Genomic DNA, 21,539 nt, shown 5'->3' on the forward strand with positions numbered 1-21,539 from the left:
AAAGCGATGCAGCCAAAGCTGCCGATCTCCCTCCTTGCGGGGGATGGCCGGCAGGCCAGAGGGGGTGCTGTCCCGCCGAGGTCAACAGTAGAGGGGCACGCCGCCTCTCGCCTACTTCACCGCCCCCGCCGTCATGCCCATGATCAGATAGCGTTCAAGCGCAATCCCGATGACCGCCAGCGGTGCGATCGCGGCGGTGGCTAGCGCCGCCATCGACCACCAGTTGATGCCTTGCGAGCCGGTCTGGCTCGCCACCATCACCGGGATGGTCTTGGCGTCGGTCGACGTCAGGAGTGCTGCAAAAAAGTACTCGTTCCAGCACAGCACCATCGCCAGGATGAAGGCGGCGACCATGCCCGGCAGCGCAATCGGCATGACGATACGGAAAAAAGCGCCCCAGATCGAGAGGCCGTCGACCAGCGCTGCCTCCTCGAGCTCGACCGGGATCGAGTTGAACTGGTCGCGCATGATCCAGATGACGATCGGCAGCACCATCAGCGTGTAGAGCAGGATCAGGCCGATGCGTGTGTCGAGCAGGCCGACTTCCCGGTAAAGCACCAGGAAGGGCAGGGCGAGCACCACCGGCGGCAGGATCAGCTGCGACAGGAAGAAGAAGGAGATGTCCTCGTTCTTGAACCAGGCGAACTGATAGCGATACCGGGTCAGCCCATAGGCGGCGAGGCTGCCAATGACGATGGCGAGGCTCGATGCGCCGACCGAGGTGATGACCGAATTCATGAAGCGTTTGAAAAACTCCTCGCGCACCGTCGAGGTCTGGAAGATCGAATCCGGCGACAGGCCGAGCGAGCGCCAGCCCTTCCAGTCCGGTTGGAAGTCGACGAACGGGATGAGGTGTCCTTGCGTGACGTCGACCGCGGTCTTGAACGAGGTGGTGATCGTCCAGTAGATCGGGAACAGGCAGATGAAGGCCCAGAACGCCAGCGCGCCATAGATGAAGATGCGATTGGCCAGAAAACCCAGCGGCGAGCGGATTTCCGAGGCAGCATAGTCGGTGGTCTGGACGCTCATTGTGCCTCGTCAGTTCACGTTGCGCACGAAGCGATTGGCGAATTTCAACAGCCAGGTCACGAACACGACGATGATGACGAGATAGGCCATCGCCAGCATGGTGCCGTAGCCGACATTCGAGCGGTCCCGGTATTCGCGGTAGATGAAGCTCGACACCGAATCGGTGGCGCCGCCAGGCCCGCCGGAGGTCACGGTGATGATGATGTCGGCGAGCTTCAGCTTGAAGATGATGCGCAGGATCACCGCCGTCACCGACACCGGCAGCATCAGCGGGAAGGTGACCTGCCAGAAAGTCTGCCAGGGCGTGGCGCCATCGACGCGCGCCGCTTCCAGCACGTCGCGCGACATCGCCTGCAAGCCGGCCAGCAGCATGATCATCATGAACGGGATGAAGGTCCAGGCATCGAGCACCATGATCGAGATACGGGCGGTGATCGGGTTGGAGAAGAAGGCGGGGTTCTCCCAGCCGAGATGGCGCGCCAGCGTCGCCGCCGGCCCGAAACGGTACTCCATCAGCGATTTGCCGATCATCCACGACACCGCGACCGGCGACAGCATCAGCGGCATCAGGAAGACGACGCGGAAAAATTTGCGCGCCCGGATTTGCGCGTTGAGCAGCAGCGCCAGGCCGAAGGCGATGACATATTCGACCATCACGGCGAGCACATAGAGCACCATGTTGAACAGCGCATTGCGGTAGTAGGGATCGGCCAGCATCTGCCAGAAATTGTCGAGCCCGTTGAACTTGCGGCCGGAAAAGGATGACAGGTTCCAGTCGGTCAGCGCGATGTAGAAGCCGAACAGCGTCGGGAAGATCACCATGGCGATGGTGAACAGCAGCGCCGGCAGCAGGAACAGCGCGCGCTGGCCGTCCTCGCCGCGCGTCAGCACCTGGCCGATACCGAGCGCCACGCCCCACAGAACATAGGCATAGACGATCGGACGCCAGGTCTCGAAGCCGAGCGTGGTGATCTCGTTCTTGTAGAGGATCTCAAACGCGATCACCGCCAGCAGGCCAAGCGTGGCGGCCGCCATCAGGGCAAAACCCGCCCGCTTGCGGGCCGGCGAGATCAGATCGGCTGGGCCGGCGTTGGCCGGCCATGCATTGGTGGTCTGGTCAGCCACGCGTCCCCGTCCGTTTAAAAAATCAAGCCTGCGACCGGCCCGAGCCGGTCAGGTCCGGCGGCTTGCACCGCCGGACCTGTTGTCACGATAGGATCAGCCTACACGCCGAGCGAGGCCTTGTAGAGCTTGATCTGGTTTTCGCGGCCGATCTGGTCGGTCAGCTTCTCCCAGGCCGCGGCAATGGCGTCGGCGCCTTCCTGCGCCTTCATCTTGCCGGCGAATGTGTTGGCCAGAATGTCCTCGGCAGCCGAATAATACTGGAAGATGCCGGGGATGCGCGGCTCGATCGCCGCGTTCGGATGGTTGTAGCTGTCGGCTTCCGACTTCAGATACGAGGTGATGAACGCCTCGTCGTAGCCTGCCGCCACCCATTCGGGAATGTCGAAATGCGAGTTGCGGTAGGGCTGGAAGCCGGACGGATACATCGCCGTCCAGATTGACAGGTCCTTGCCGCCGAGATGAGCGGCGGCCGACCATGCCGCTTTTTTCTTCTTTTCGTCCGTATCGACGCGGGCCATGACGTAGACGCCCCAGCCGAGATAGGCGCAGTTCGGCGCATAGTTCGGGCCGCTGGCGAGTTTGTCCCAAGCGCCGGTCTTGGCATTGTAGACGTCGTCGGACCCCGGCAGGATCGAGAAGCCGGTGACGTCGCCGATGACCGAGCTATCATTGGTCTTGACGTTGGAGCCGACGTCGCCCCACCAGGTGACCATCGAACCGGTGCCGGCCAGGAACTGCTGGAAGGCTGTCGTGTTCGGGTCGGCGTTGATCTGGTCGGCGGGCTCCGAAGGCAGCGCGTCGATGACGTCCTGGATGGCTCGCACCCAGGCTGGGTTGTTGATGCGCGGCTTCATCGTGTCGGCATCGAACAGCCAGGCCTTGTCGTCGGGATGCTTGGCATAGGCGGTGGCGCGGCTGCCGAGGAAGTAGAAGCCGAAACCGCCCCAGGCCTTGGGCGCATCGAGATAGCCGAAGACGTCCTGGTCCTTGAACTTCTTGCCCTTGAGGAATTTTGTGACGGCCTGGACTTCCTGCCAGGTCTTCGGCACACCCCATTCGGTGGCCGCGCCGCCGTCCTTCCACGCCTTGGCGAGGTCGGCATCGGCAAAAACGTCGGTGCGGTAATTGAAGTTGTGCGCATCGCCATCGACGGTGATCCGGTACTGCTTGCCGTCCCAGGTGCCGACCGGCGGCTGCAGATAGGCCACGACATCCTTCATGTCGATCTGCTCTTTGACCCAGTCGGGCATCTCGGACGTCAGGCCCTTGCCGCAGACATCGCCTTCGAAGGGCGCGCCCATCTCGATGATGTCGAAGTCGACGGTGCCGGTGGCGATCGACTGCTGCAGGCGGGCATTGTAGTCGGCCTGCGCCAGGTCGATCCAGCTGATCTTGGCGCCGGTATAGGCCTCCCACGGCTTCAGGAAGCCGCGGAACAGCACATTGTGCAGGTTCTGGTTGTTGAGGCCCATGAAGGTGAGCTCGACGCCGGCGAATTCGCCTTCCTTGACGTTGGCCTTGGTGGCTTCCAGGCAGAGTTCGCCGACCTTCTGGAAATCGGCATCCGTCGGCTGACCCTTGCCGACGCCGGGGATCTGCAGAATTTTGGAGCGTAGCTCGCTGGCGGCTTCAGCCGGGCGGGTGAAAGCGCCGAGCCCAGCGCCCGATGCGGCGGCGATCGCGGCCATCGAGGCCGCGCCTTTGAGTATGTCACGCCGGGTGGCACCCGCGCGGACGAGTTTTTCGTACAGACCGACTCTCATCTATTCCTCCCAGAACAACAGTCGTGAATTAAAATGCCAATCCCTCCGACGCCGAAACGTCGGCGGTTCTCCTTTATCATACGGGGACGTGGGACCCCACCCTGCGTCGCCTGGAGCTCCGATTTTCGGATAAAAATCCGACTGCCGGATTGGCAACAGCCAATATTTGCGTAATCGATTACCTTGTCAACACGAATGGCTTTTTATCGATAACATACCGACTTGCCCTTGCCGTTGGCAATGGCTAGCTTCACCGCGAGAAAAGGGGGGACGATGGCTCAAGTCGCGATCAGCAATGTGGCCAAGGCGTTCGGAACCGTCAAGGTCCTGCACGAGGTCAGCGTCGACATCGCCGATGGCCAGTTCGTGGTGCTGGTCGGCCCGTCGGGCTGCGGCAAGTCCACGCTGCTCAGGATGGTGNTGCACGAGGTCAGCGTCGACATCGCCGATGGCCAGTTCGTGGTGCTGGTCGGCCCGTCGGGCTGCGGCAAGTCCACGCTGCTCAGGATGGTGGCCGGGCTGGAGACCGTCTCCGGCGGCACGATCGCCATTGGCGAGCGCATCGTCAACAATCTGCCGCCGGCCAAGCGCGACATCGCCATGGTGTTCCAGAACTACGCGCTCTATCCGCACAAGACGGTGGAGCAGAACATGGCGTTTGCGCTGAAGCTGCGCAAGACCGATCCAGCCGTGGTCGCCGAGCGGGTCAAGCGCGCCGCCGACATTCTCGACCTCAATCCGTACCTGAAACGTTATCCGCGCCAGCTATCCGGCGGCCAGCGCCAGCGCGTCGCCATGGGCCGCGCCATCGTGCGCAATCCGCAAGTCTTCCTGTTCGACGAGCCGCTCTCCAATCTCGACGCCAAGCTGCGCGTGCAAATGCGCACCGAGATCAAGGAACTGCACCAGCGGCTGAAGACCACCACCATCTACGTCACCCACGACCAGATCGAGGCCATGACCATGGCCGACAAGATCGTCGTCATGCGCGATGGCCGTATCGAGCAGGTCGGCGCGCCATTGGAATTGTTCGACCGGCCGGCCAATCTGTTTGTCGCCGGCTTCATCGGCTCGCCGTCGATGAACCTGCTCAAAGGCGTGGTGCGCAAGGGCGACAAGGTCGAGATAGCAGGCACGCTGTTCCCGATTGCGGCCGGCAGCGCCGCCAAGGAGGGCCAGGCCGTGGTCTATGGCGTGCGGCCCGAGCATCTCGAAATCCATCCCGACGGCGTGCCGGCAAAGATCTCGGTGGTCGAACCCACGGGTTCCGAAACGCTGGTCTTCGTGCGCTTCGGCGACAGCGGCGAGATGGTGGCGCTGTTTCGCGAGCGCCACGACTTCAAGCCCGGCGACACGCTCAATCTCAAGCCGCGCCTCGACCAGGTCCATCTCTTCGACGCCGAGACCGGCAACCGGCTCTGATTTCCAATCGACTTTGACCAAACCTGTTTGACGAGGACTGCCATGCTCAAAGGGATCAACCCATTGCTCAATGCCGATGTGCTCCAGGCGCTCAGGGCAATGGGACACGGCGACGATCTGATCATCGCCGACACCAATTTCCCCGCCGATTCGGTGGCAAAGCAGACCGTGCTCGGCAAGCTGCTGCACATCGACGCCTCGGCGGCCGATGTGGTCAAGGCGGTGCTGTCGCTCTATCCGCTGGACACTTTCGTCGACGATGCGGCCGCGCGCATGGAGATCGTCGGCAAGCCGGACGAGATCCCGCCGGTGCAAAAAGAGGTGCAAAAGGAGATCGACAAGGCCGAGGGCAAGGCCTGGCCGATGATCTCGGTCGAGCGCTACGCCTTCTACGAGCGCGCCAAGAAAGCCTATTGCGTCATCCAGACCGGCGAGCGCCGCTTCTATGGCTGCTTCGCCTTTCGCAAGGGCGTCGTGCCGCCGGACGCCGAGTAGGGCCATGGCGTCGGGCAAACCTGTCGTCATTCTGGGCGTTTTCGTCGCCGACACCGCTTACCGGGCCGATCGACAGCCGCGCATGGGTGAAACCATTCTTGGTAATTCCTTCAAGCTGGGACCTGGCGGCAAGGGCTCGAACCAGGCGGTGGCGGCAGGCAAGCTCGGCGCGGACGTCACCTTCCTGACCCGGCTTGGCGTCGATGCTTTCGCCGACATGGCCAAGGCGACCTGGGCAGAGGCGAGCGTCAAATCCGCCGTCATCGACACGCCGCAAAGCTATACCGGCGCGGCCTATATCTTCATCGAGGAGACAACCGGCAACAACGCCATTATCGTCAGCCCGGGTGCAGCGATGCTGATCTCGCCTGAAGACATCGAGGCCAATGCCGGCCTGATCCGTGGAGCCGGCGTCTTCGTCATCCAGCTCGAACAGCCGATCGACGCGGCACTGCGCGCACTCGAAATCGCGCGCGGTGCAGGGGTGACCACCATCCTCAATCCGGCGCCGTCGGCCAAGCTGCCGGACCGCATCTATACGCTTTGCGACTATGTCACCCCCAACGAGACCGAGGCCGAAGAGCTGACCGGCATCAAGGTTTCTTCGATCGACGAGGCTCGCCGCGCCGCCGACAGCCTGCTCAAAAAGGGCGTCGGCTCGGTCATCATCACGCTCGGCGAAAAAGGCGCGCTGCTGCACACGGCCGCTCGGTCCGACCATGTTCCCGTGGTCAGTGCCGGTCCGGTGGTCGAAACCACCGGCGCGGGCGATGCCTTCAATGGCGGCCTGGCCGCCGCACTCGCCAAAGGCGTGGAGCCGCTGCAAGCCGTCCGCTTCGCCTGCGCCGTCGCCGGCATTTCGGTGACAAGGCCGGGTACTGCGCCATCCATGCCGACGCTGCATGAGGTCGAGGCGCTGCTGGCCGAGGGGTGACGTCGTTGCGGGAGAGACCGAATTCAGATCCGACCGGATCTGAATTTCCACATGCAAGACCATGATTTTAGACGATTATGTCACATTTCTCCTGAGGAGAAATGGCGCGAGTGACGGGGCTCGAACCCGCGACCTCCGGCGTGACAGGCCGGCGAAAACGCCTGATTCATCAACGAATGGTTTCAATTCCTCACGCTCTCGAATTTGCGGGAAAAAGCGCGAAATTGAAACTTGCTTATCAGAACTCCTCGTCAACTCCGCGAGATATTAACTCTGATCGACGCCTCCGCTGCTGCCAGCCTAGCGGCTGGACCGGGACAGACTGCTCCCGGCGACTTCTGGATCGGCTGGAGACGGCAGATCGATGCGCTCGCTTCCGCCGGATTCCGGGTCATCGTCCCCGACCAGAGGGGCTACAACACCAGTGACAAGCCGAAAGCCATCCGTGAATACACGCTCCCCAAGCTCGTCGGCGATGTCGTTGCCATCGCCGACGCGCTCGGCATCGGAAGGTTTCACCTCGTCGGTCATGACTGGGGCGGTATCGTCGCCTGGGCGGCAGGCGCAAAGCTGCCGCACCGTCTGGAAAGGCTCGTCATCCTGAACGCGCCCCATCCCGAGGTGCTGCTTGCCCATTCCTTGCGATCTCCGACCCAGTTCCTGCGGAGCAGCTATGCGGCCTTCTTCCAGTTCCCCTTGCTGCCGGAGGCTGTTCTGGGAGCAGGGCACTCGGCTCTGCTGGCACGGGCGCTCATCAAATCCAGCCGAACAGATGCCTTCACGGCGGAGGAAATCGCAGAGTATCGGCAGGCCTGGGAACGGCCGGGGGCGCTGACCGGCATGCTCAACTGGTATCGGGCGCTGCGCTTCCGCCCAAGCCTGAAGCAGCGGATCAGGACACCGACCCTTGTACTGTGGGGGATGCAGGACCAAGCTCTGGAATATGGCCTGGCCGAGCGCAGTCTGGCCTTTTGCAACGATCAGGGCCTGCAGACGTTCGAGAAGGCAACGCATTGGGTACAGCGCGAAGAGGCCAGCGCGGTGAATGCCGCGCTTCTGGCGTTCCTGGACGGCTGAGATGCCGTTCCGTTCTGCAGGTGGCCTGACTCGCCGTGATCTCCTGACCGTGCTCGCTGCCGCGGTCACAACCCACCACCTTACCTCCTCTGCTGATGCAGCATTGCAGAGGCCTCAACGGAGCATCCGATGCCACACGTCGTCCTTCTCGGGGATTCGATCTTTGACAACGCTGCCTATGTCGCGCACGGGCCCGACGTAGTGCGGCAGCTGCGGGAGCGCTTGCCGGAGGGGTGGCGTGCAACGCTAAACGCCGTCGACGGAGCCGTCACAAGCGGCGTCGAGCGGCAGCTTGAACGGCTCCCCCAGGATGCTAGCCATCTTGTCGTCAGCGTCGGTGGCAATGATGCTCTTCGTCATGCAGGGATTCTGGAGCAGGGGGCCTGTTCGGTGGCCGAGGTTCTGGACAGGATCAGCGATATCCGGGAAGAATTCGAGCACGACTACTGTACGATGCTCGAGGGGGCGCTGGGCCAAAACCTACCCACCGCTGTCTGCACGATCTACGAGGCGCGCTTTCCCGACCCACAGCGTCGTAGACTTGCCGCAACTGCCCTGACGGTCCTCAACGACGTCATCACCCGGGCGGCGTTCTCGCGCGGTTTGCCGCTCGTCGACCTGCGCTTGGTATCGAATGAGGACGCGGACTTCGCCAATCCTATCGAACCGTCAGTGCAAGGCGGCGCGAAGATCGCGGCAGCCATCGCGGCACTTGTAGTCGAGCACGATTTAGCCGGACGTCGGTCGGTGGTCTTCGTCGGCTGAACGGCGTAATCCCGCCCGACCGTCTGCACTCCCGATGGTCGGGCGACTGAAAGCAACAATTCAGACGGCCAGCACGATCTTGCCTTGAATACTGCCGTCGGCGGCGCGCTCATGTGCGCGCGACGCCTCGGCCAGAGGGAATGTGCTGTCGATGACGATACGCACAAGGCCGTCGTCGAGCAGGCGGGCGGCTTTTGCCAACTGCGCGCCATTGGATCGGACCTGTGCGGATGAGACCGTGATCCCCAGCCTCTCTGTCTCTTCGTGACCAGCGAAGCCCAGCGGGTTGACCAGGAACAGCGCGCCGCCCGGCTTCAGAACCTGGAAGAAGCGCTCCATGTCCGCGCCGCCCACCGCGTCGAGGACAAGGTCGACGTCTCGGACGACATCTTCCGCCCCGGTCGTCTTGTAGTCGATGAACTGATCCACGCCGAGACCGCGCATCAGCGCCTCGTTCTTCGCCGATGCCACGGCGATGACGCGAGCGCCCCGCCATTTCGCCAACTGGACGGCCAGATGCCCGACACCGCCTCCGGCACCATTGATGAGCACCGTCTTGCCGTCGAGGGGCACCGGCTCATGCGGTAAGGGCTGGAACGGATTCGGCTCGTCGTGGCCAAGTTCGATCAAGAACTGCCATGCCGTCAGAAGCGACATCGGCGCACCAGCCGCATGAATATGGTCGATGCCGGCTGGTTTCAACGCAACATGCGATGCCGGCACACTGACATAATGCGCGTAGGCATTGCTACCCGTCATCAAGTTATCGGGGAAGCGAACCATTGCGTAGACCTCGTCCCCGATGCTGAACTCAGCGACGTCAGCGCCAACCGCTTCAATGACGCCCGACACGTCCGTGCCGAGAATCAGTGGGAAGGACGCGTTGGGTCGCCATTCTGGCGGCAGTGCGCGATAGCCATCCCGCAGATACCAGTCGGGCGGATTAAGCCCGGCCGCCTGGACACGGACAAGCACCTCGCCGGGCTTCACACCCGGCCTAGGCGCGTCTTCGTACACCAGCATCTCGGGACCACCGAATGCGTGCAGACGGACTGCCTTCATCTTATCGCTCATTGGTGAAATCTCCAATCATCCATGTCATTGGAGCGAATCTAGCGGCATGACCGCCGGTTGATAATCGGTGCCGATGGCGGTTAAGTAATGCCATGGCGGAACATATCACTTTGGATCGGCTCACTGGCATCATCGCCTTCGCGCGTGCGGGATCGCTGGGCAGCTACACGGCAGCGGCGCGCGCGCAGTCGATTTCCCCGTCGGCGGTCAGCAAGAGCGTCCAGCGGCTCGAGCGGCATTTAGGAGTGTCGCTGTTTACCCGTACAACGCGCTCGCTCACCTTCACGCCCGAAGGGCGCGACCTGCATGAGCGCGCGCTGCGTTTGCTACGCGAGGCGGAGGAAATAGAGCAGGCGGCAATGACCGCGCGCTCCGAACCATCGGGCACGTTGCGCGTGGCCGCGTCGCTGCCGATCGGACTGCATCTGATCGCTCCGGCTTTACCGGCTTTCCGTCGGCTCCATCCGAACCTGATCGTCGATCTCAGGCTGGGTGACCAGATGGTGGACATGATCGAGGAAGGGATCGATGTCGCCATACGCATCGGTGATCTGGCTGACACCCGGCTACTATCACGCAAGCTCGCACCCCATCGGCTTTGCTGCTTCGCCTCGCCAGCCTATCTCGAGGAACGCGGCACACCGACCCATCCCGATCACCTGGAAGGGCACGACACCGTCAACCTTCGATATCAGAGCACAGGCCAGGCCTTTCGCTGGCCCTTCCGGATTGGCGACCGTGAAATCGAGATCGTGCCCAATTCCGGTGTGGTCGCCGATGCCAGCGATGCCGTGCTCATCATGCTGGCAGCCGGCGGTGGGATAGGCATAGGCGCCTCCTTCATGGCGGCTCCCTATGTGAAGTGCGGCGAACTGGTCCCAGTGCTGTCCACGTTCGCGGTCGAGCGAAACAATGTCACCGTGCTCTGGCCGGCAAGCCGACGCGCCAACCCCGCCGTGCGCGCCTTTCTGACCATGCTCGACGCCGCTTTCACTCTGCGAATGGCAGCTTCAAGCATCGACTGATCTGGCGCGGAAGGGTCGCTAAAGGGCGAAAGCGGTCAATCACTGCTGATTGGCTGAACGGCAGCTATTCCGGGCACAACGTCCAAAAGCTGCTATTCCGTTTCGGCCCCACTACAGGCCGCCCCTCCTCGTCGAATAGCATTAGACTAGTTGATCGGCTACAACGACCTAGAGTGCTAGCAACGGGGAGGGCACATGTCGGCGAGTGCTTACGCATTGACTGGCTTCATCTCGTGGGCGCTGGCCCTGCTGATCGTAATGTAAGTTATCCGGAGCTACCTGGTGATCTCTGGGCAAGTCCCGGCAAACGGCTTTACGCCAGATAACGGAGCCCTCTCCCCGTTTATGCGGAGGTTAGCCCGTGCCCACGCCAACTGCATTGAAGGGCTTCCAATCTTCGGAGGTCTGCTCGGAGTCGCGATCATCATTTCAAAGACAGATGTCACGGATCCCTTGGCCTCCACGATGTTAGGCGCACGTATAGTGCAGTCGGTGATCCACCTCGTCTCAACCAGCCAACTCGCGGTCAGTCTCAGGTTCACCGCGTTCGTTGTGCAAATGGTGATTGGTGCGTATTGGTGCTGGTTGCTGTTGATCTGAAGAGTGGCGGAGCCCCGACGCAAAAGTGGGCCACCTCGATTCCGGGAGCCTTGGCAAACCCACTCCGGATCGTGACCCGAAAGACTGTCCCTTTTGACAGGCGAGCGAACCGCAAACTGGTAGTGGCAAAACCGCCGTTGAGGCATGATATTGCTGTTGGATTTTGGGGCTACTCCCCAGCTTCGGAGAAGGATCGGCGTTCAGAGAGCAATTTGCACGCCTGGGCGCTGCGGCGCTCCCCAGCTTTTGGCCACACGCACGCCCTGCAAACGCTCGGCTCAAGAGCGCCTGGCAGCGGAGCAGAGAACTGTTGGACTTTGTGAGTGTTAGAGGGAGAGGAACTGAGATTCAACCTTCTCCACCTGCACTTGGTCCTTGCACGCTGGCCTCAGCAGCACCTAATCCTGCCACGCAACCTGGAGGAGCAAGCCAGTGCTACCGAGCTATGTAGACACCGATCGGCTCGCGCTGTAGCCATAGGCCTCCGCCCGTCGGGGTTCACCGGCGTCGGGGTGGGGGGCCGGCCTAGGGGGGGGCCCAGCAACGCGCACGTCAGCCTAGCTATCTTTCGAGTCGCCGGGTCCGGAGACCGCCAGGCTGGATTATACCCGACAAATCTTGATAGGCTGCCGTTCTGGGGGTCGCACGATGAACGAGGTTGAAAAGCTGGCCGTCGAGGTTGTCGCGACCGGCCTTGGCTGGCCCGAGGGCCCGACGGTGCTGCCCGATGGCCGAATTGTCATCGTCGAAAGCTATCGCAGCCAGCTGACGGCCATAGATCGCGACGGAAGTGCTCGCCAGTTCGCGTATGTTGCCGGAGCGCCCAACGCCTGCGTTCTCGGATCGGATGACCTGCTCTATGTCTGCCAGAACGGCGGCACGACCGGACCTTGGCGGGCCGCGGACATGACGACGCCATCGATCCAGCGGGTTGCCGAAGGCGGAAAGCCGGAAATCCTGCTGAGCGAAGTCGCGGGCATTCGGCTCAATGGGCCAAACGATCTTGTATTTGCTGCTGACGGCCGGCTCATCTTCAGCGATCCCGGCACATACAACCCGGGGAATCCGGACCCAAGCTACATCTTTGCCGTCAACCCCGACGGCAGTGCGTACCTTGCTCTCGGCTTCGACAAGCCGACCTTCCCCAATGGTGTGGCGATCGAAGCCGACGGCTCGATCATTTGGGGGGAGTCCTATACGGGGCGCGTCAAGCGGCAGCGTCCGGATGGTTCCGTCGAAGACCTGGGCCGCTTGCCTGGGCCCAATCCGATCCCGGACGGGCTGTAGGTCGGAGCCGATGGCCGCCTTTATGTCACGGATATTGCCGCCAACGGCATTCACGTTCTGAAGCCCAACGGCACAGAGGAAGGTTTCTTCGTCTGCGGCAAGGCAACGACCAACTGCGTCTTCTCGGGCGAGATGCTTTGGGTGACAAATGCCGGCGTGCTGGCGACCGGCAGCGATCCCTCCTTTGAGGGAACACTCTCCTGCGTGCGTGTTCCGGGAGGTGGTGGACCGACGCATCATGGTCGCATCGGCGGAAAGCAACCGTGAGTAGCTCCTCGTCCGCCTCAAACACAGGCGATGACCGCGGTGCCGGCGGTGCGGCATCGTCTGCTTCGATGGCGGCGTTGAAGTGCCTGTACAGCGTGGCCACGGTCCGCGCCGCCGCGCGGCGGACTTTGCCACGCCCGGTGTTCGACTTCGCCGATGGCGGTGCCGAGGATGAGCGAACGCTGCGCCGGAACGAGCAAGCTTTTAACGAGGTTGCCATTCTGCCGCGACCACTCAACGGTGCAACGACGCGAGACCTTTCCCTTGACCTCTTCGGCGCGAAACTTGCCATCCCGCTGGGCATCGCGCCAACCGGCCTGGCTGGGCTGTTCTGGCCCGACGGCGAGCGCGCAGCCGCCCGAGCCGCAGCGGCCGCAGGGACATTCTACTGCGCCAGCCACGGATCCGTCTGCACGCTGGAGGACATAGCAGCCACCGGAAGTAGCCCACGGTGGATGCAGGTGTTCGTCTACACCGATCGTGGCTTCACCCGAGAAATGGTGCATCGGGCGCGTGCCTCAAGCTACGACGCGCTGGTGCTCACCATCGACAACCAGATGCTTGGCAACCGTGAACGCGACATCCGCAACGGTTTTGCCATCCCGCCGCGCTTCGGTGTGGCCGGAACCCTCGCGACCGCCACCAAGGCGGCGTGGCTTCTTCGTATGCGCACCCGACTCCCGAAACTGACCTTCGGCAACTACGCGCGCCCCGGGGATACGGCGACGGTCGGTGCATTGGCGGGCCGGATGGCCGCAATGCTCGATCCCGGACTCTCCTGGGCCGATGTCGACTGGCTGCGCACTGTCTGGTCCGGACCGTTGTTGCTGAAAGGCGTCCTGCATCCCAGCGAAGCCGCCGAGGCTGTAGCCCGAGGAATCGACGGCATCATCGTATCCAATCATGGGGGACGTCAGCTTGACGGCGCCGCCGCATCCCTGGACGCGTTGACGGCAGTTGTCGCGGCTGTCGCCGGCCGCGTACCAGTGCTTATCGACGGCGGCATCAGGCGAGGCTCTGACGTCGTCAAGGCCCTGGCGCTCGGTGCCTCGTGCTGTCTGATCGGGCGGCCGCAGTTGTGGGGGCTCGCGGTCGCCGGCGAGGAGGGGGTACGCCACGTGCTCGAACTCTACCGCAAGGAAATCGACCGCGTCATGGGACTGATGGGCGCGCGGAGCCTGCGCGACCTCGGGCCGGACTGTATTTCGTTCGTTCAGGGAATGGGGCCGCTACATGATTGAAGACCCACCACTGCTCACCATCAAGCGCCGTTTCGAACGGCCCGCAGCAGAAATCATCAGTGCTTTTGCGGGCGTGCCGGTTAGCCAGGTCGTAGACGCGATGGGGGGACGCGGCGCCTTACATTATGCGATCAAGCCACTGTCGCCAGCTACTGCGACGATGGTCGGCGTCGCCGTGACCTGTCACTGCGGTCCCGCCGACAACCTCGCCCTTTTTGGAGCACTGGATGCCGCAGCAAGTGGCGATGTCATCGTCGCGGCCACCGACAGCTTTGCCGGTACGGCGGTAACTGGCGATCTCGTGCTCGGCATGGCGCGCAACAAGGGGGTCGCCGGCTTCATCACTGACGGCCTCGTGCGCGACGTTGTCGGGATCGAGGCGGTCGGGTTGCCGGTTTACTGTGCCGGGATCATTGCGAACTCGCCTGCGCGCAATGGTCCAGGCACGGTCGGATTCCCGGTGGTGGTGGGAGGAGTGACTATCTCGCCGGGAGACATACTGGTCGGCGACCGCGACGGTCTCGCCGTGGTGCCTCGCCTGGAGGCTGAGACGGTGCTGGCCCGGCTCTCCGCCATCAGGGCGGCTGAGAAAACTCTTGATGGCCTGGTGCGGCAAGGTCTCGAGATGCCCGACTTCGCCGAGGTCGTCCTCAAATCGAACAGGGCGCGCTTCGTTGACTGAGATGTGAGCTTCTCTAGCTGCGGGACATATGAAGCGCAACACGATTTCGTCCTTCCGATTTGGCACGAAACAGAGCCAAATCGGCGGCATTGACGAAATCGTTTGGCGTCTCGTTCTCGGTGGGCACCGCTGTTGCGACGCCGACGCTGATGGTCACGCGATCCGGGCCGTGGGGTATGTTCAACTCTCGCACGCTCTGGACGAGCCGCTCGGCGATCGCACTGGATTGTTCCAGTATAGTGTCGACCAGCACGATGACGAACTCTTCGCCTCCGTACCGCGCAGCGAGATCCGTGGAACGGCCGGAACCGCTCTGGATTACGCGGGCGATTTGCTTGAGCACATCGTCGCCGGCCATATGGCCATAGGTATCGTTGTATCGTTTGAAGTTGTCGGCATCGATCATCAACAGCGACAGTGGGGACTGTGCGCGAAAAGCGCGTTTCCATTCAGCCGCCAGATATTCGTCAAAATAGCGCCTGTTACCGAGACCCGTCAGGCCATCGATCCGCGTCAGACGTTCAAGCTCTAGATTTGCACTGATCAGCTGTCGCTGGCTTTCCCTCAGCGCTCGGTGTGCCGAGTCTCGCTGGACGTGATCCAGATAGGCCCGCGTGTGATATCGAATGCGTGCAATCAACTCGATACGATCCGGCAGTTTGACGAGATAGTCGTTCGCGCCCGCAGCGAAGGCTTCGCCCTTGGTGGCTGGATCTTCCTTGCTCGACAGCACAATGACTGGAACCGCGCGTGTCGACGCATGCTTCCTGTATTCTCGCACCAGATGTAGCCCATCCACCCCGGGCATGACGAGATCCTGCAGGATGACGGTTGGCTTTACCTCATCCGCGACCGTCATCGCTCTCAACGGGTCGGTGCAGAAGTGTAAGGAAATATCGGGCTCGTTGGCTAGGGCGCGCCTGACCGCCTCGCAAACCATGATCTGATCATCGATGAGCAGAACCATGGATGAATAGTTATCTGCGAGTGGCGGGACCAACTCTGGTTCTTGCGTCATCGGAAGGGGCCTTTCACGTGGAGCGCTCGCAGGCTTCGATTATACGTGAGCCGATCGCACCCAAAGGAAGAATATCAACAGCCGCGCCGATGTCGGCGGCGGCCTTCGGCATGCCATAGACGGCACTGGTTGCTCTATCCTGCGCGATTGTGAGATGTCCCTTGTCACGGAGCTGTCTCAGCCCGCGCGCACCATCCCTGCCCATGCCTGTGAGCAGAACACCAATCACCGAGCCAGGCCACCATTGCGCCGCACTTTCGAAGAACACATCTACCGACGGCCGATAGACATTGTCCTTGGGGCTGGGCGTATAGCCAAGTTGCTGAGCTGACTTGAAAACCAGATGATCCGCAGAACTGGCAACGAGAACGGTGCCCGCTTGAGGACTGTCCCTTTCCCCCGCCGGACGGATCGGGAGACGCGTATGCTGCCCTAGCCAATCAACAAGGCCTGGAACGAACTGAGCATCGAGATGCTGGACGAGCACAATCGCGCCGCGAAAATCAACGGGAAACGCGCTCAGGACTGCGGCAACGGCAGCCGGCCCGCCCGCAGAGGCGCCGATTGCTATCACGTGTCGAGTTGACGGCTCAGCCGCACGTGACATCCGCCTTTTTGCCTGGGTAGGCGCATCACCGATCAACTTGCCTATCGTTCGTATCTTGTTCGTCAAAAGCCGGGCGGATTGCGAGGACGCGTTGCCTTCGATGCCCACCGACGGAATATCGACTGCGTCAAGCGCGCCATGACCCATTGCTTCGTAGACGCCGGCGAGGTTGGCTTCGATACTGGCGGTCACCAGCAAGATTGAGCACGGGGTTTCCGCCATGATTCTGCGCGTCGCTTCCACGCCGTCCATCTCTGGCATCGCTAGATCCATGAGTATCAGATCCGGCAGATCACGTCTGCAGACCTCGACCGCCTCACGCCCATTGGTCGCGATCCACGCGACCTGATGTTCGCCGGTCGACAGGACCAGTCGACGCAGAAGTTCAACCGCCATCGGCATGTCGTTGACTACGCCGATTCTCATTCGCTGGCTTCCAATCTCGATCTCATTCAGCCGCCTCGCCAATCATGTCCACGACGGCATGGATCAGCGCCTCGTCCTGAAAACTACTCTTGGTCAGATAATAGTCCGCACCTGCGTCGAGCCCGCGCGCGCGATCTTCTTCCCGATCCTTGTATGAAACGATCATAATGGGTGTGTTCTTGAGATCAGCGTCCTTTCTGATCAAACTCACCAGCTCGATGCCATCCATGCGAGGCATGTCGATGTCGGTGACGACGAGATCGAAAGGACCAGACCGGACGGCATTCCACCCGTCCATGCCGTCTACCGCCACTTCGACCTCATAACCGTAATTGCCGAGCATCTTGCGCTGGAGTTCGCGAACCGTCAGTGAATCGTCAATCACGAGCACGCGCTTGCGCCTGCTCGCTTCGGGACCGCCCGCGGCGCGCCGAAGAGCTCGAAATCCGCTGGACGATGCAAGCTTTTCCACCGATCGGATCAGATCGTCGACGTCGAAGATCAGAACAGGCGAACCGTCTTCCATCAGGGCCGCTGCGCTGATGTCCTTGATCTTGGCAAACCGTGGATCGAGAGGTCTGATCACTAACTCGCGTTCCCCGAGAAAACGGTCAACGATCAGGCCGTACGCATCGCCCCGACCCGCATCCACGACGACGACGGATAGTTCGTTCGGTTCCGATCCGGGCTCACCTCGATCGAGCACCTCGCGAGCGGTGACCAGCCCGATCTGTCGATCGTTCAATCGAAAATGCGGCCGGCCCTGCAGGACGTTGATCTCCGTCCGCTGCAGTTTCAAAGTCTTGGAAATGGCAGCGAGTGGAAAAGCATAGGGCTCTCCATCGACATCGACGAGCAGCGTGCGCAGGACCGACAGTGTCAGCGGCAATTGCAGTTGAAATCGGGTTCCGTGGCCAAATTCTGAGGAGACGCTTGCGACTCCCCGGACTTCCTTCGTCATGGCTTGCACTGCATCGAGCCCCACACCGCGACCTGAGACGTCGGTAAGGCCCGCTTTCATGGAAAAGCCTGGCAGAAACAGAAATGCGAGCAATTCGCTTTCGCTGAGTGTTTCAGCACTTTCCCTGGTTGCAAGTTGCCGGGCGACGACGGTCTCGCGCAGCTTCGAGAGCTCTATCCCCCTGCCGTCGTCCACCACGGCTATCTGCAGCAGCCCGGCATTGTGCCTCGCTTCGAGCCTGATGAGCCCCTCTTCGGGTTTGCCCATCGCGAGGCGCTCCTCAGGCGGTTCAAGCCCATGGTCTACAGCGTTGCGCAGAAGGTGCCCCAAAGGGGCGTCGAGCTGCTCGAGGATATCGCGGTCGATGCCGGTCGAGCCGCCTACGATCTCCAGTCGCACCCGCTTGCCAAGGGTACGACCGAGGTCGCGGATCATTCTCGCATAGTGTCGCACGCCGTCCTCAAAAGGCCGCATCCGGCTCGCCAACGTTTCGTCATACAATCTGTTGGCAAGATCGGTCGCTTTCCGATCCACTGAATCCAACTCATCGAAACGCTGCGCCAGGAACGCTTGGCTCAACCGAAGCTTTCGCTGCGCTTCAGCCAGCGCCTCCACCACCGCCGCATCGTTTGAAACCGGCGGCAGCACTGCATGAAGATTGTCGAACGCACTTGCGAGGTCCGATTGAAGTCGCTTCAGCCGTAGCAGCCCGTCAGCGAATGGCCTGAGCCGCCGAGCTTCCATCAGCGACTCGCCAGCCAGCCCGAGCAATCGGTTCAGGCTGTCTGCCGTCACCCGAACCATTCTATCAGAGCCGATGCTGCCGTGGGCTTGCGGTACCGCCCCAACGAGGAGGTTCGCTGAAGAGGTCGTCGCCAGTTGCTCCTGGGCGTGATCTGGAGTTGCGAAATCAGCTGCAGAATCTTGGGGCCCGGGCTTTGCCTGGGGGAGGGACAACCCCTCGAACTTCGCGAGAAAGGTTTCGACTTCTGAGTTGGCGCTCTCGCTCGATGATCCCGATGCGATCAATTTCAAAAGGTCAGAACCTTGCAGAAGCGCATCTATATGCTCCCGTCGCACCCTCAGATGCCCGCGTTGCGCTGCGACCAGGCAGTCTTCCATCGCATTTGCAACTTTGACTGCGGGCATCAGGTCGATGATGCGGGCAGCTCCTTTCAGAGAATGCGCGGCACGCATGCATGCTTCCAGGGCGTCGGCGGCGATAGGATCGCGTTCGAGTGCCAGAAGTCCAGAGGTTAGAGCCCGTGACTGCGTCTCCAGTTCGGCCTGGAAGAGGCTGAGCATCGAAACCTGGCTGAAGTCTTCATCTGTCATGCGATGCTCCGATCCAGCATCGTGAGCAGTTGTCGTGGATCGAGACAGCCAACGGCTCGTCCTTGCCATGGCAGCACGGCAACCGTAGCGGCCGACAGTGCCTTGCCAATCATGGCCGGAACAGCGAGAGTGTCGCGTTCCTGGTACCGATGTAAGCCGTGGATCTCATCAACCATAAAAGCAACCCGCTTGTCGCGCTCGCCTACCACGACAAGGCGGCGAAATACCTTGGTTCGTGTGCCTTGTTCCCCTTCCTTGCGCTCGTCTATCCCGAGCAATTCGGCCAGGGAAAGGCAAATGAGCAATTCACCACGGACATTCGCAATGCCGAGCAGTGCACTGTTCCTGCGATGTGGAAGTGAATGAACGCGACGAGATTCAGCCACTTCATGAAGAATACCGACTGGAAGTGCCAGCCATTCCTCCCCCAAACGGAAGAGAACGGCCGTCTGCAGCGCGTCGTTGTCTGCCGAATCGATCCCTGCACGACCAGCGTTGTCAGGCCATTCGTCGCGAGATGCCGAGGGAGCTGCACGGTCGAGGAGGCGTCGTGCGATCTTCTTGTAGGTCGGGCAATTCCGGCAGTGGAGATGCTGCTCTAGTAGCGGACATGACTTGTCACCCCGTACGCCTATTTGCCGCCAGCAGTCGTTGATTTCGATCTGCTCCACCGGCTGAGCGATCCTTGTCGAAGCCGCCATCAACTGCCGCTCCTTTTCTGGACCCGACCCAGCCGGCCGGCCAGCGCCTCGGCGCCGTTATGGTCGCCTTGCTTGCTAAGCAGCAAGGCCAGATGGACAAGAGCTTCTCGATGATTTGGCGCGAGATAGAGCGCCTTGCGATAACTTTGCGCGGCTTCGGGTGCAGAACCATCCGCATCCTGGACGAGGCCCAGCAGGTAGAAGATTTCTGCGGAAGGACCGAACTCCTTGAGATGCGCCAGGGCGACCTCCTGTGCCTCCTTTACGCGTCCTGCATTGGCGATCCGTTCAACCGCGATGAGGCTTTCCGAGGCGTGTGCAAGCGGCTTGGCCGGAGCCTGCCCGCGGCCTTCATTGCCAATTGTCGGTCGGAACGGACGAAGAGGCTCGCTCTTGTTGACCTTAGGGCTTGGCGTCCGCACCGGGACGGCGGCCGAAACTTTCGGCGCCGTGGTCTTGACGGGCTCCGATTTCAGAAAGGCGAAGGCCAATGGCCATTCAGCGGAAATAAAGCCATGCACCCTTGGAAGAGCTGCTTCCGCCGGACCGACCAGAAGAAGTCCGTCTTTGGCCAGCAGGTCCTTCAGGCAGATCAATGCGCGATCCTGCAGCTCTCGATTGAAATAGATCAGCAAATTGCGGCAAAGCAGGATGTCATAGACCTCTTGCCCGAAAGGCGCGTGAGAACCGAACAGGTTTCCTACCATGAACCGAACCTGTTTCAGCACCCCAGCAACAGGCCGCAACCCGCCCTCGGTCGCTTCGAAATAGCGATCCTTGAATTCGAGATGGCTGCCGCGAAACGAATTGCGGCCATAGATGGCGCGTTCAGCCGTCGCGATATTGCGGCTGCTGACGTCCACGCCATCGATCTTGAACTCACGCGCCTCAAAGCCGGCATCGAACATGGCCATGGCGACCGAGTAAGCCTCTTCGCCGGTTGAACATGGCAGGCTCAGGATTCTTATCGGCTGAGCAGGCTTGTGCGCGCGCGCATGCCGCGCCAGCATCGTGAACGCTTCTCGGTCGCGAAAGAACCAGGTCTCTGGGATCACCACCGCATTGATCAGCTCCTGCAGCTCCTGCGAGGAACCGGCCAAGTGTTCCCTATAGGCCTGAGGGTTGGTTATCCGGCATGCTTCCATCCGTTCTCTGACCGCCTGACGAACCACTGTCGGACCAACGCTGGCACTGTCTAGTCCAATGGTTTCCGTCAGGAGCTTTTCTATTGCTCCGGTCATTGATCACCTATTGCCGCCTGGCGGAGCAAAGCGGTACGAATCTCTTCCGAAAGCAGCGCTTCCACTTTGACCCACTGAATGATCTCCGAACCATCGGAAGCCACCGGCCCAAGATAGGGCGGGGTTCCTGGTTCCAGTCCGAACGGCGCGAAATCGGCCGGGTCTCGCTCGATCGTATCCGTCACCCGTTCCGCGATCAGCCCCAGCAGGCGTCGCTCGCCATCATCCGCCGGATAGCGCGTCACAACGATCCGGGTGCTCAACAGGCGCTCCGATGGTCGGCCAAGCGCAAGAAGGGTGACATCGATCAGGGGGATGGGTATTCCGTTATAGCTGACCAAACCCACCACACCAGTTGGCGCACCCGGAAGAACTTTCACGTCGATATAGGGCAGCACCTCTTCAATTTTGTGGACATCGATCAAGTAGCGATCCGGACCCATGCTGAAGGCGAGGAATAGCAT

The 21,539-nt window shown here is 61.5% G+C and carries 19 protein-coding genes; 9 read left to right on the forward strand and 10 right to left on the reverse strand.

All coding sequences use genetic code 11. The features are described 5' to 3' along the window. Window positions 1–111: 111 nt before the first annotated feature. From X726_RS157220 to X726_RS157210, 3 genes are all read right to left on the reverse strand, one after another. Window positions 112–1,029, reverse strand: a complete 918-nt coding sequence (locus tag X726_RS157220; protein WP_023669427.1) for a carbohydrate ABC transporter permease — start codon at window positions 1,027–1,029, stop codon at window positions 112–114. Window positions 1,030–1,038: 9 nt separating this feature from the next. After that, window positions 1,039–2,154 (reverse strand): sugar ABC transporter permease, encoded by a 1,116-nt coding sequence (locus X726_RS157215; protein ID WP_023669428.1) that lies wholly within the window; start codon window positions 2,152–2,154, stop codon window positions 1,039–1,041. Window positions 2,155–2,252: 98 nt separating this feature from the next. Further along, entirely contained in the window at window positions 2,253–3,917 is a 1,665-nt protein-coding gene (locus tag X726_RS157210; protein ID WP_023669429.1) for a sugar ABC transporter substrate-binding protein, read from the reverse strand. 273 nt (window positions 3,918–4,190) lie between these two features. Here X726_RS157210 and ugpC point away from each other — a divergent pair, with 273 nt between their 5' ends. The 5 genes from ugpC to X726_RS157185 all read left to right on the forward strand — a co-directional run bounded on the left by ugpC (window position 4,191) and on the right by X726_RS157185 (window position 8,610). Beyond that, the gene (gene ugpC / locus X726_RS157205) at window positions 4,191–5,339 is read left to right on the forward strand and encodes a sn-glycerol-3-phosphate ABC transporter ATP-binding protein UgpC (protein WP_023669430.1); all 1,149 of its coding nucleotides are present in this window, start codon (window positions 4,191–4,193) and stop codon (window positions 5,337–5,339) included. A gap of 42 nt (window positions 5,340–5,381) precedes the next feature. Beyond that, a complete protein-coding gene (locus tag X726_RS157200; protein ID WP_023669431.1) occupies window positions 5,382–5,834 on the forward strand; it encodes an RbsD/FucU family protein in 453 nt (150 codons plus the stop codon). A 4-nt stretch (window positions 5,835–5,838) separates the two neighbouring features. Next, window positions 5,839–6,768, forward strand: coding sequence for a ribokinase (gene rbsK, locus X726_RS157195; RefSeq protein ID WP_023669432.1), 930 nt, complete (start codon window positions 5,839–5,841; stop codon window positions 6,766–6,768). Window positions 6,769–6,999: 231 nt separating this feature from the next. Continuing rightward, window positions 7,000–7,845: an alpha/beta hydrolase gene (locus X726_RS157190; protein ID WP_023669433.1), complete on the forward strand. Its 846-nt coding sequence runs from the start codon at window positions 7,000–7,002 to the stop codon at window positions 7,843–7,845. Window positions 7,846–7,974: 129 nt separating this feature from the next. Continuing rightward, complete coding sequence (locus tag X726_RS157185; protein WP_023669434.1) at window positions 7,975–8,610, forward strand: SGNH/GDSL hydrolase family protein; 636 nt, start codon at window positions 7,975–7,977, stop codon at window positions 8,608–8,610. Between the two features lie 60 nt (window positions 8,611–8,670). On the opposite strand, the gene X726_RS157180 is transcribed toward X726_RS157185, so the two are convergent. Continuing rightward, window positions 8,671–9,684 carry an NADP-dependent oxidoreductase gene (locus X726_RS157180; protein ID WP_023669435.1) on the reverse strand — a complete coding sequence of 338 codons (1,014 nt, stop codon included), beginning with the start codon at window positions 9,682–9,684 and terminating at the stop codon, window positions 8,671–8,673. Between the two features lie 92 nt (window positions 9,685–9,776). Here X726_RS157180 and X726_RS157175 point away from each other — a divergent pair, with 92 nt between their 5' ends. From X726_RS157175 to X726_RS157165, 4 genes are all read left to right on the forward strand, one after another. Beyond that, window positions 9,777–10,709 (forward strand): LysR family transcriptional regulator, encoded by a 933-nt coding sequence (locus X726_RS157175; RefSeq protein WP_023669436.1) that lies wholly within the window; start codon window positions 9,777–9,779, stop codon window positions 10,707–10,709. Window positions 10,710–11,957: 1,248 nt separating this feature from the next. Then, window positions 11,958–12,596, forward strand: coding sequence for an SMP-30/gluconolactonase/LRE family protein (locus tag X726_RS1000000168055; RefSeq protein ID WP_023669437.1), 639 nt, complete (start codon window positions 11,958–11,960; stop codon window positions 12,594–12,596). Window positions 12,597–12,931: 335 nt separating this feature from the next. Beyond that, entirely contained in the window at window positions 12,932–14,104 is a 1,173-nt protein-coding gene (locus tag X726_RS157170; RefSeq protein WP_050588526.1) for an alpha-hydroxy acid oxidase, read from the forward strand. Continuing rightward, window positions 14,097–14,786: an aldolase gene (locus X726_RS157165; RefSeq protein ID WP_023669439.1), complete on the forward strand. Its 690-nt coding sequence runs from the start codon at window positions 14,097–14,099 to the stop codon at window positions 14,784–14,786. The genes X726_RS157170 and X726_RS157165 overlap by 8 nt, the downstream gene beginning before the upstream one ends. Before the next feature lie 13 nt (window positions 14,787–14,799). On the opposite strand, the gene X726_RS157160 is transcribed toward X726_RS157165, so the two are convergent. The 6 genes from X726_RS157160 to X726_RS157130 form a co-directional block, all read right to left on the reverse strand. After that, window positions 14,800–15,753, reverse strand: a complete 954-nt coding sequence (locus X726_RS157160) for a PleD family two-component system response regulator (protein ID WP_023669440.1) — start codon at window positions 15,751–15,753, stop codon at window positions 14,800–14,802. A gap of 64 nt (window positions 15,754–15,817) precedes the next feature. Next, on the reverse strand, window positions 15,818–16,837 hold the full coding sequence (locus X726_RS157155) for a chemotaxis response regulator protein-glutamate methylesterase (RefSeq protein ID WP_023669441.1): 1,020 nt from the start codon (window positions 16,835–16,837) through the stop codon (window positions 15,818–15,820). A gap of 22 nt (window positions 16,838–16,859) precedes the next feature. Further along, the gene (locus tag X726_RS157150; protein WP_023669442.1) at window positions 16,860–19,133 is read right to left on the reverse strand and encodes a hybrid sensor histidine kinase/response regulator; all 2,274 of its coding nucleotides are present in this window, start codon (window positions 19,131–19,133) and stop codon (window positions 16,860–16,862) included. Further along, window positions 19,130–19,834 (reverse strand): chemotaxis protein CheW, encoded by a 705-nt coding sequence (locus tag X726_RS1000000168815; RefSeq protein WP_084630708.1) that lies wholly within the window; start codon window positions 19,832–19,834, stop codon window positions 19,130–19,132. Before X726_RS1000000168815 ends, X726_RS157150 begins: the two co-directional genes overlap by 4 nt. Further along, on the reverse strand, window positions 19,834–20,934 hold the full coding sequence (locus X726_RS157135) for a protein-glutamate O-methyltransferase CheR (RefSeq protein ID WP_245260550.1): 1,101 nt from the start codon (window positions 20,932–20,934) through the stop codon (window positions 19,834–19,836). The genes X726_RS1000000168815 and X726_RS157135 overlap by 1 nt, the downstream gene beginning before the upstream one ends. Window positions 20,935–21,071: 137 nt before the next feature. Beyond that, the gene (locus tag X726_RS157130) at window positions 21,072–21,539 is read right to left on the reverse strand and encodes a chemotaxis protein CheW (protein ID WP_023669446.1); all 468 of its coding nucleotides are present in this window, start codon (window positions 21,537–21,539) and stop codon (window positions 21,072–21,074) included.

Source organism: Mesorhizobium sp. LSJC285A00 (genome assembly GCF_000503155.1).
In the GTDB taxonomy this organism is placed as follows: domain Bacteria; phylum Pseudomonadota; class Alphaproteobacteria; order Rhizobiales; family Rhizobiaceae; genus Mesorhizobium.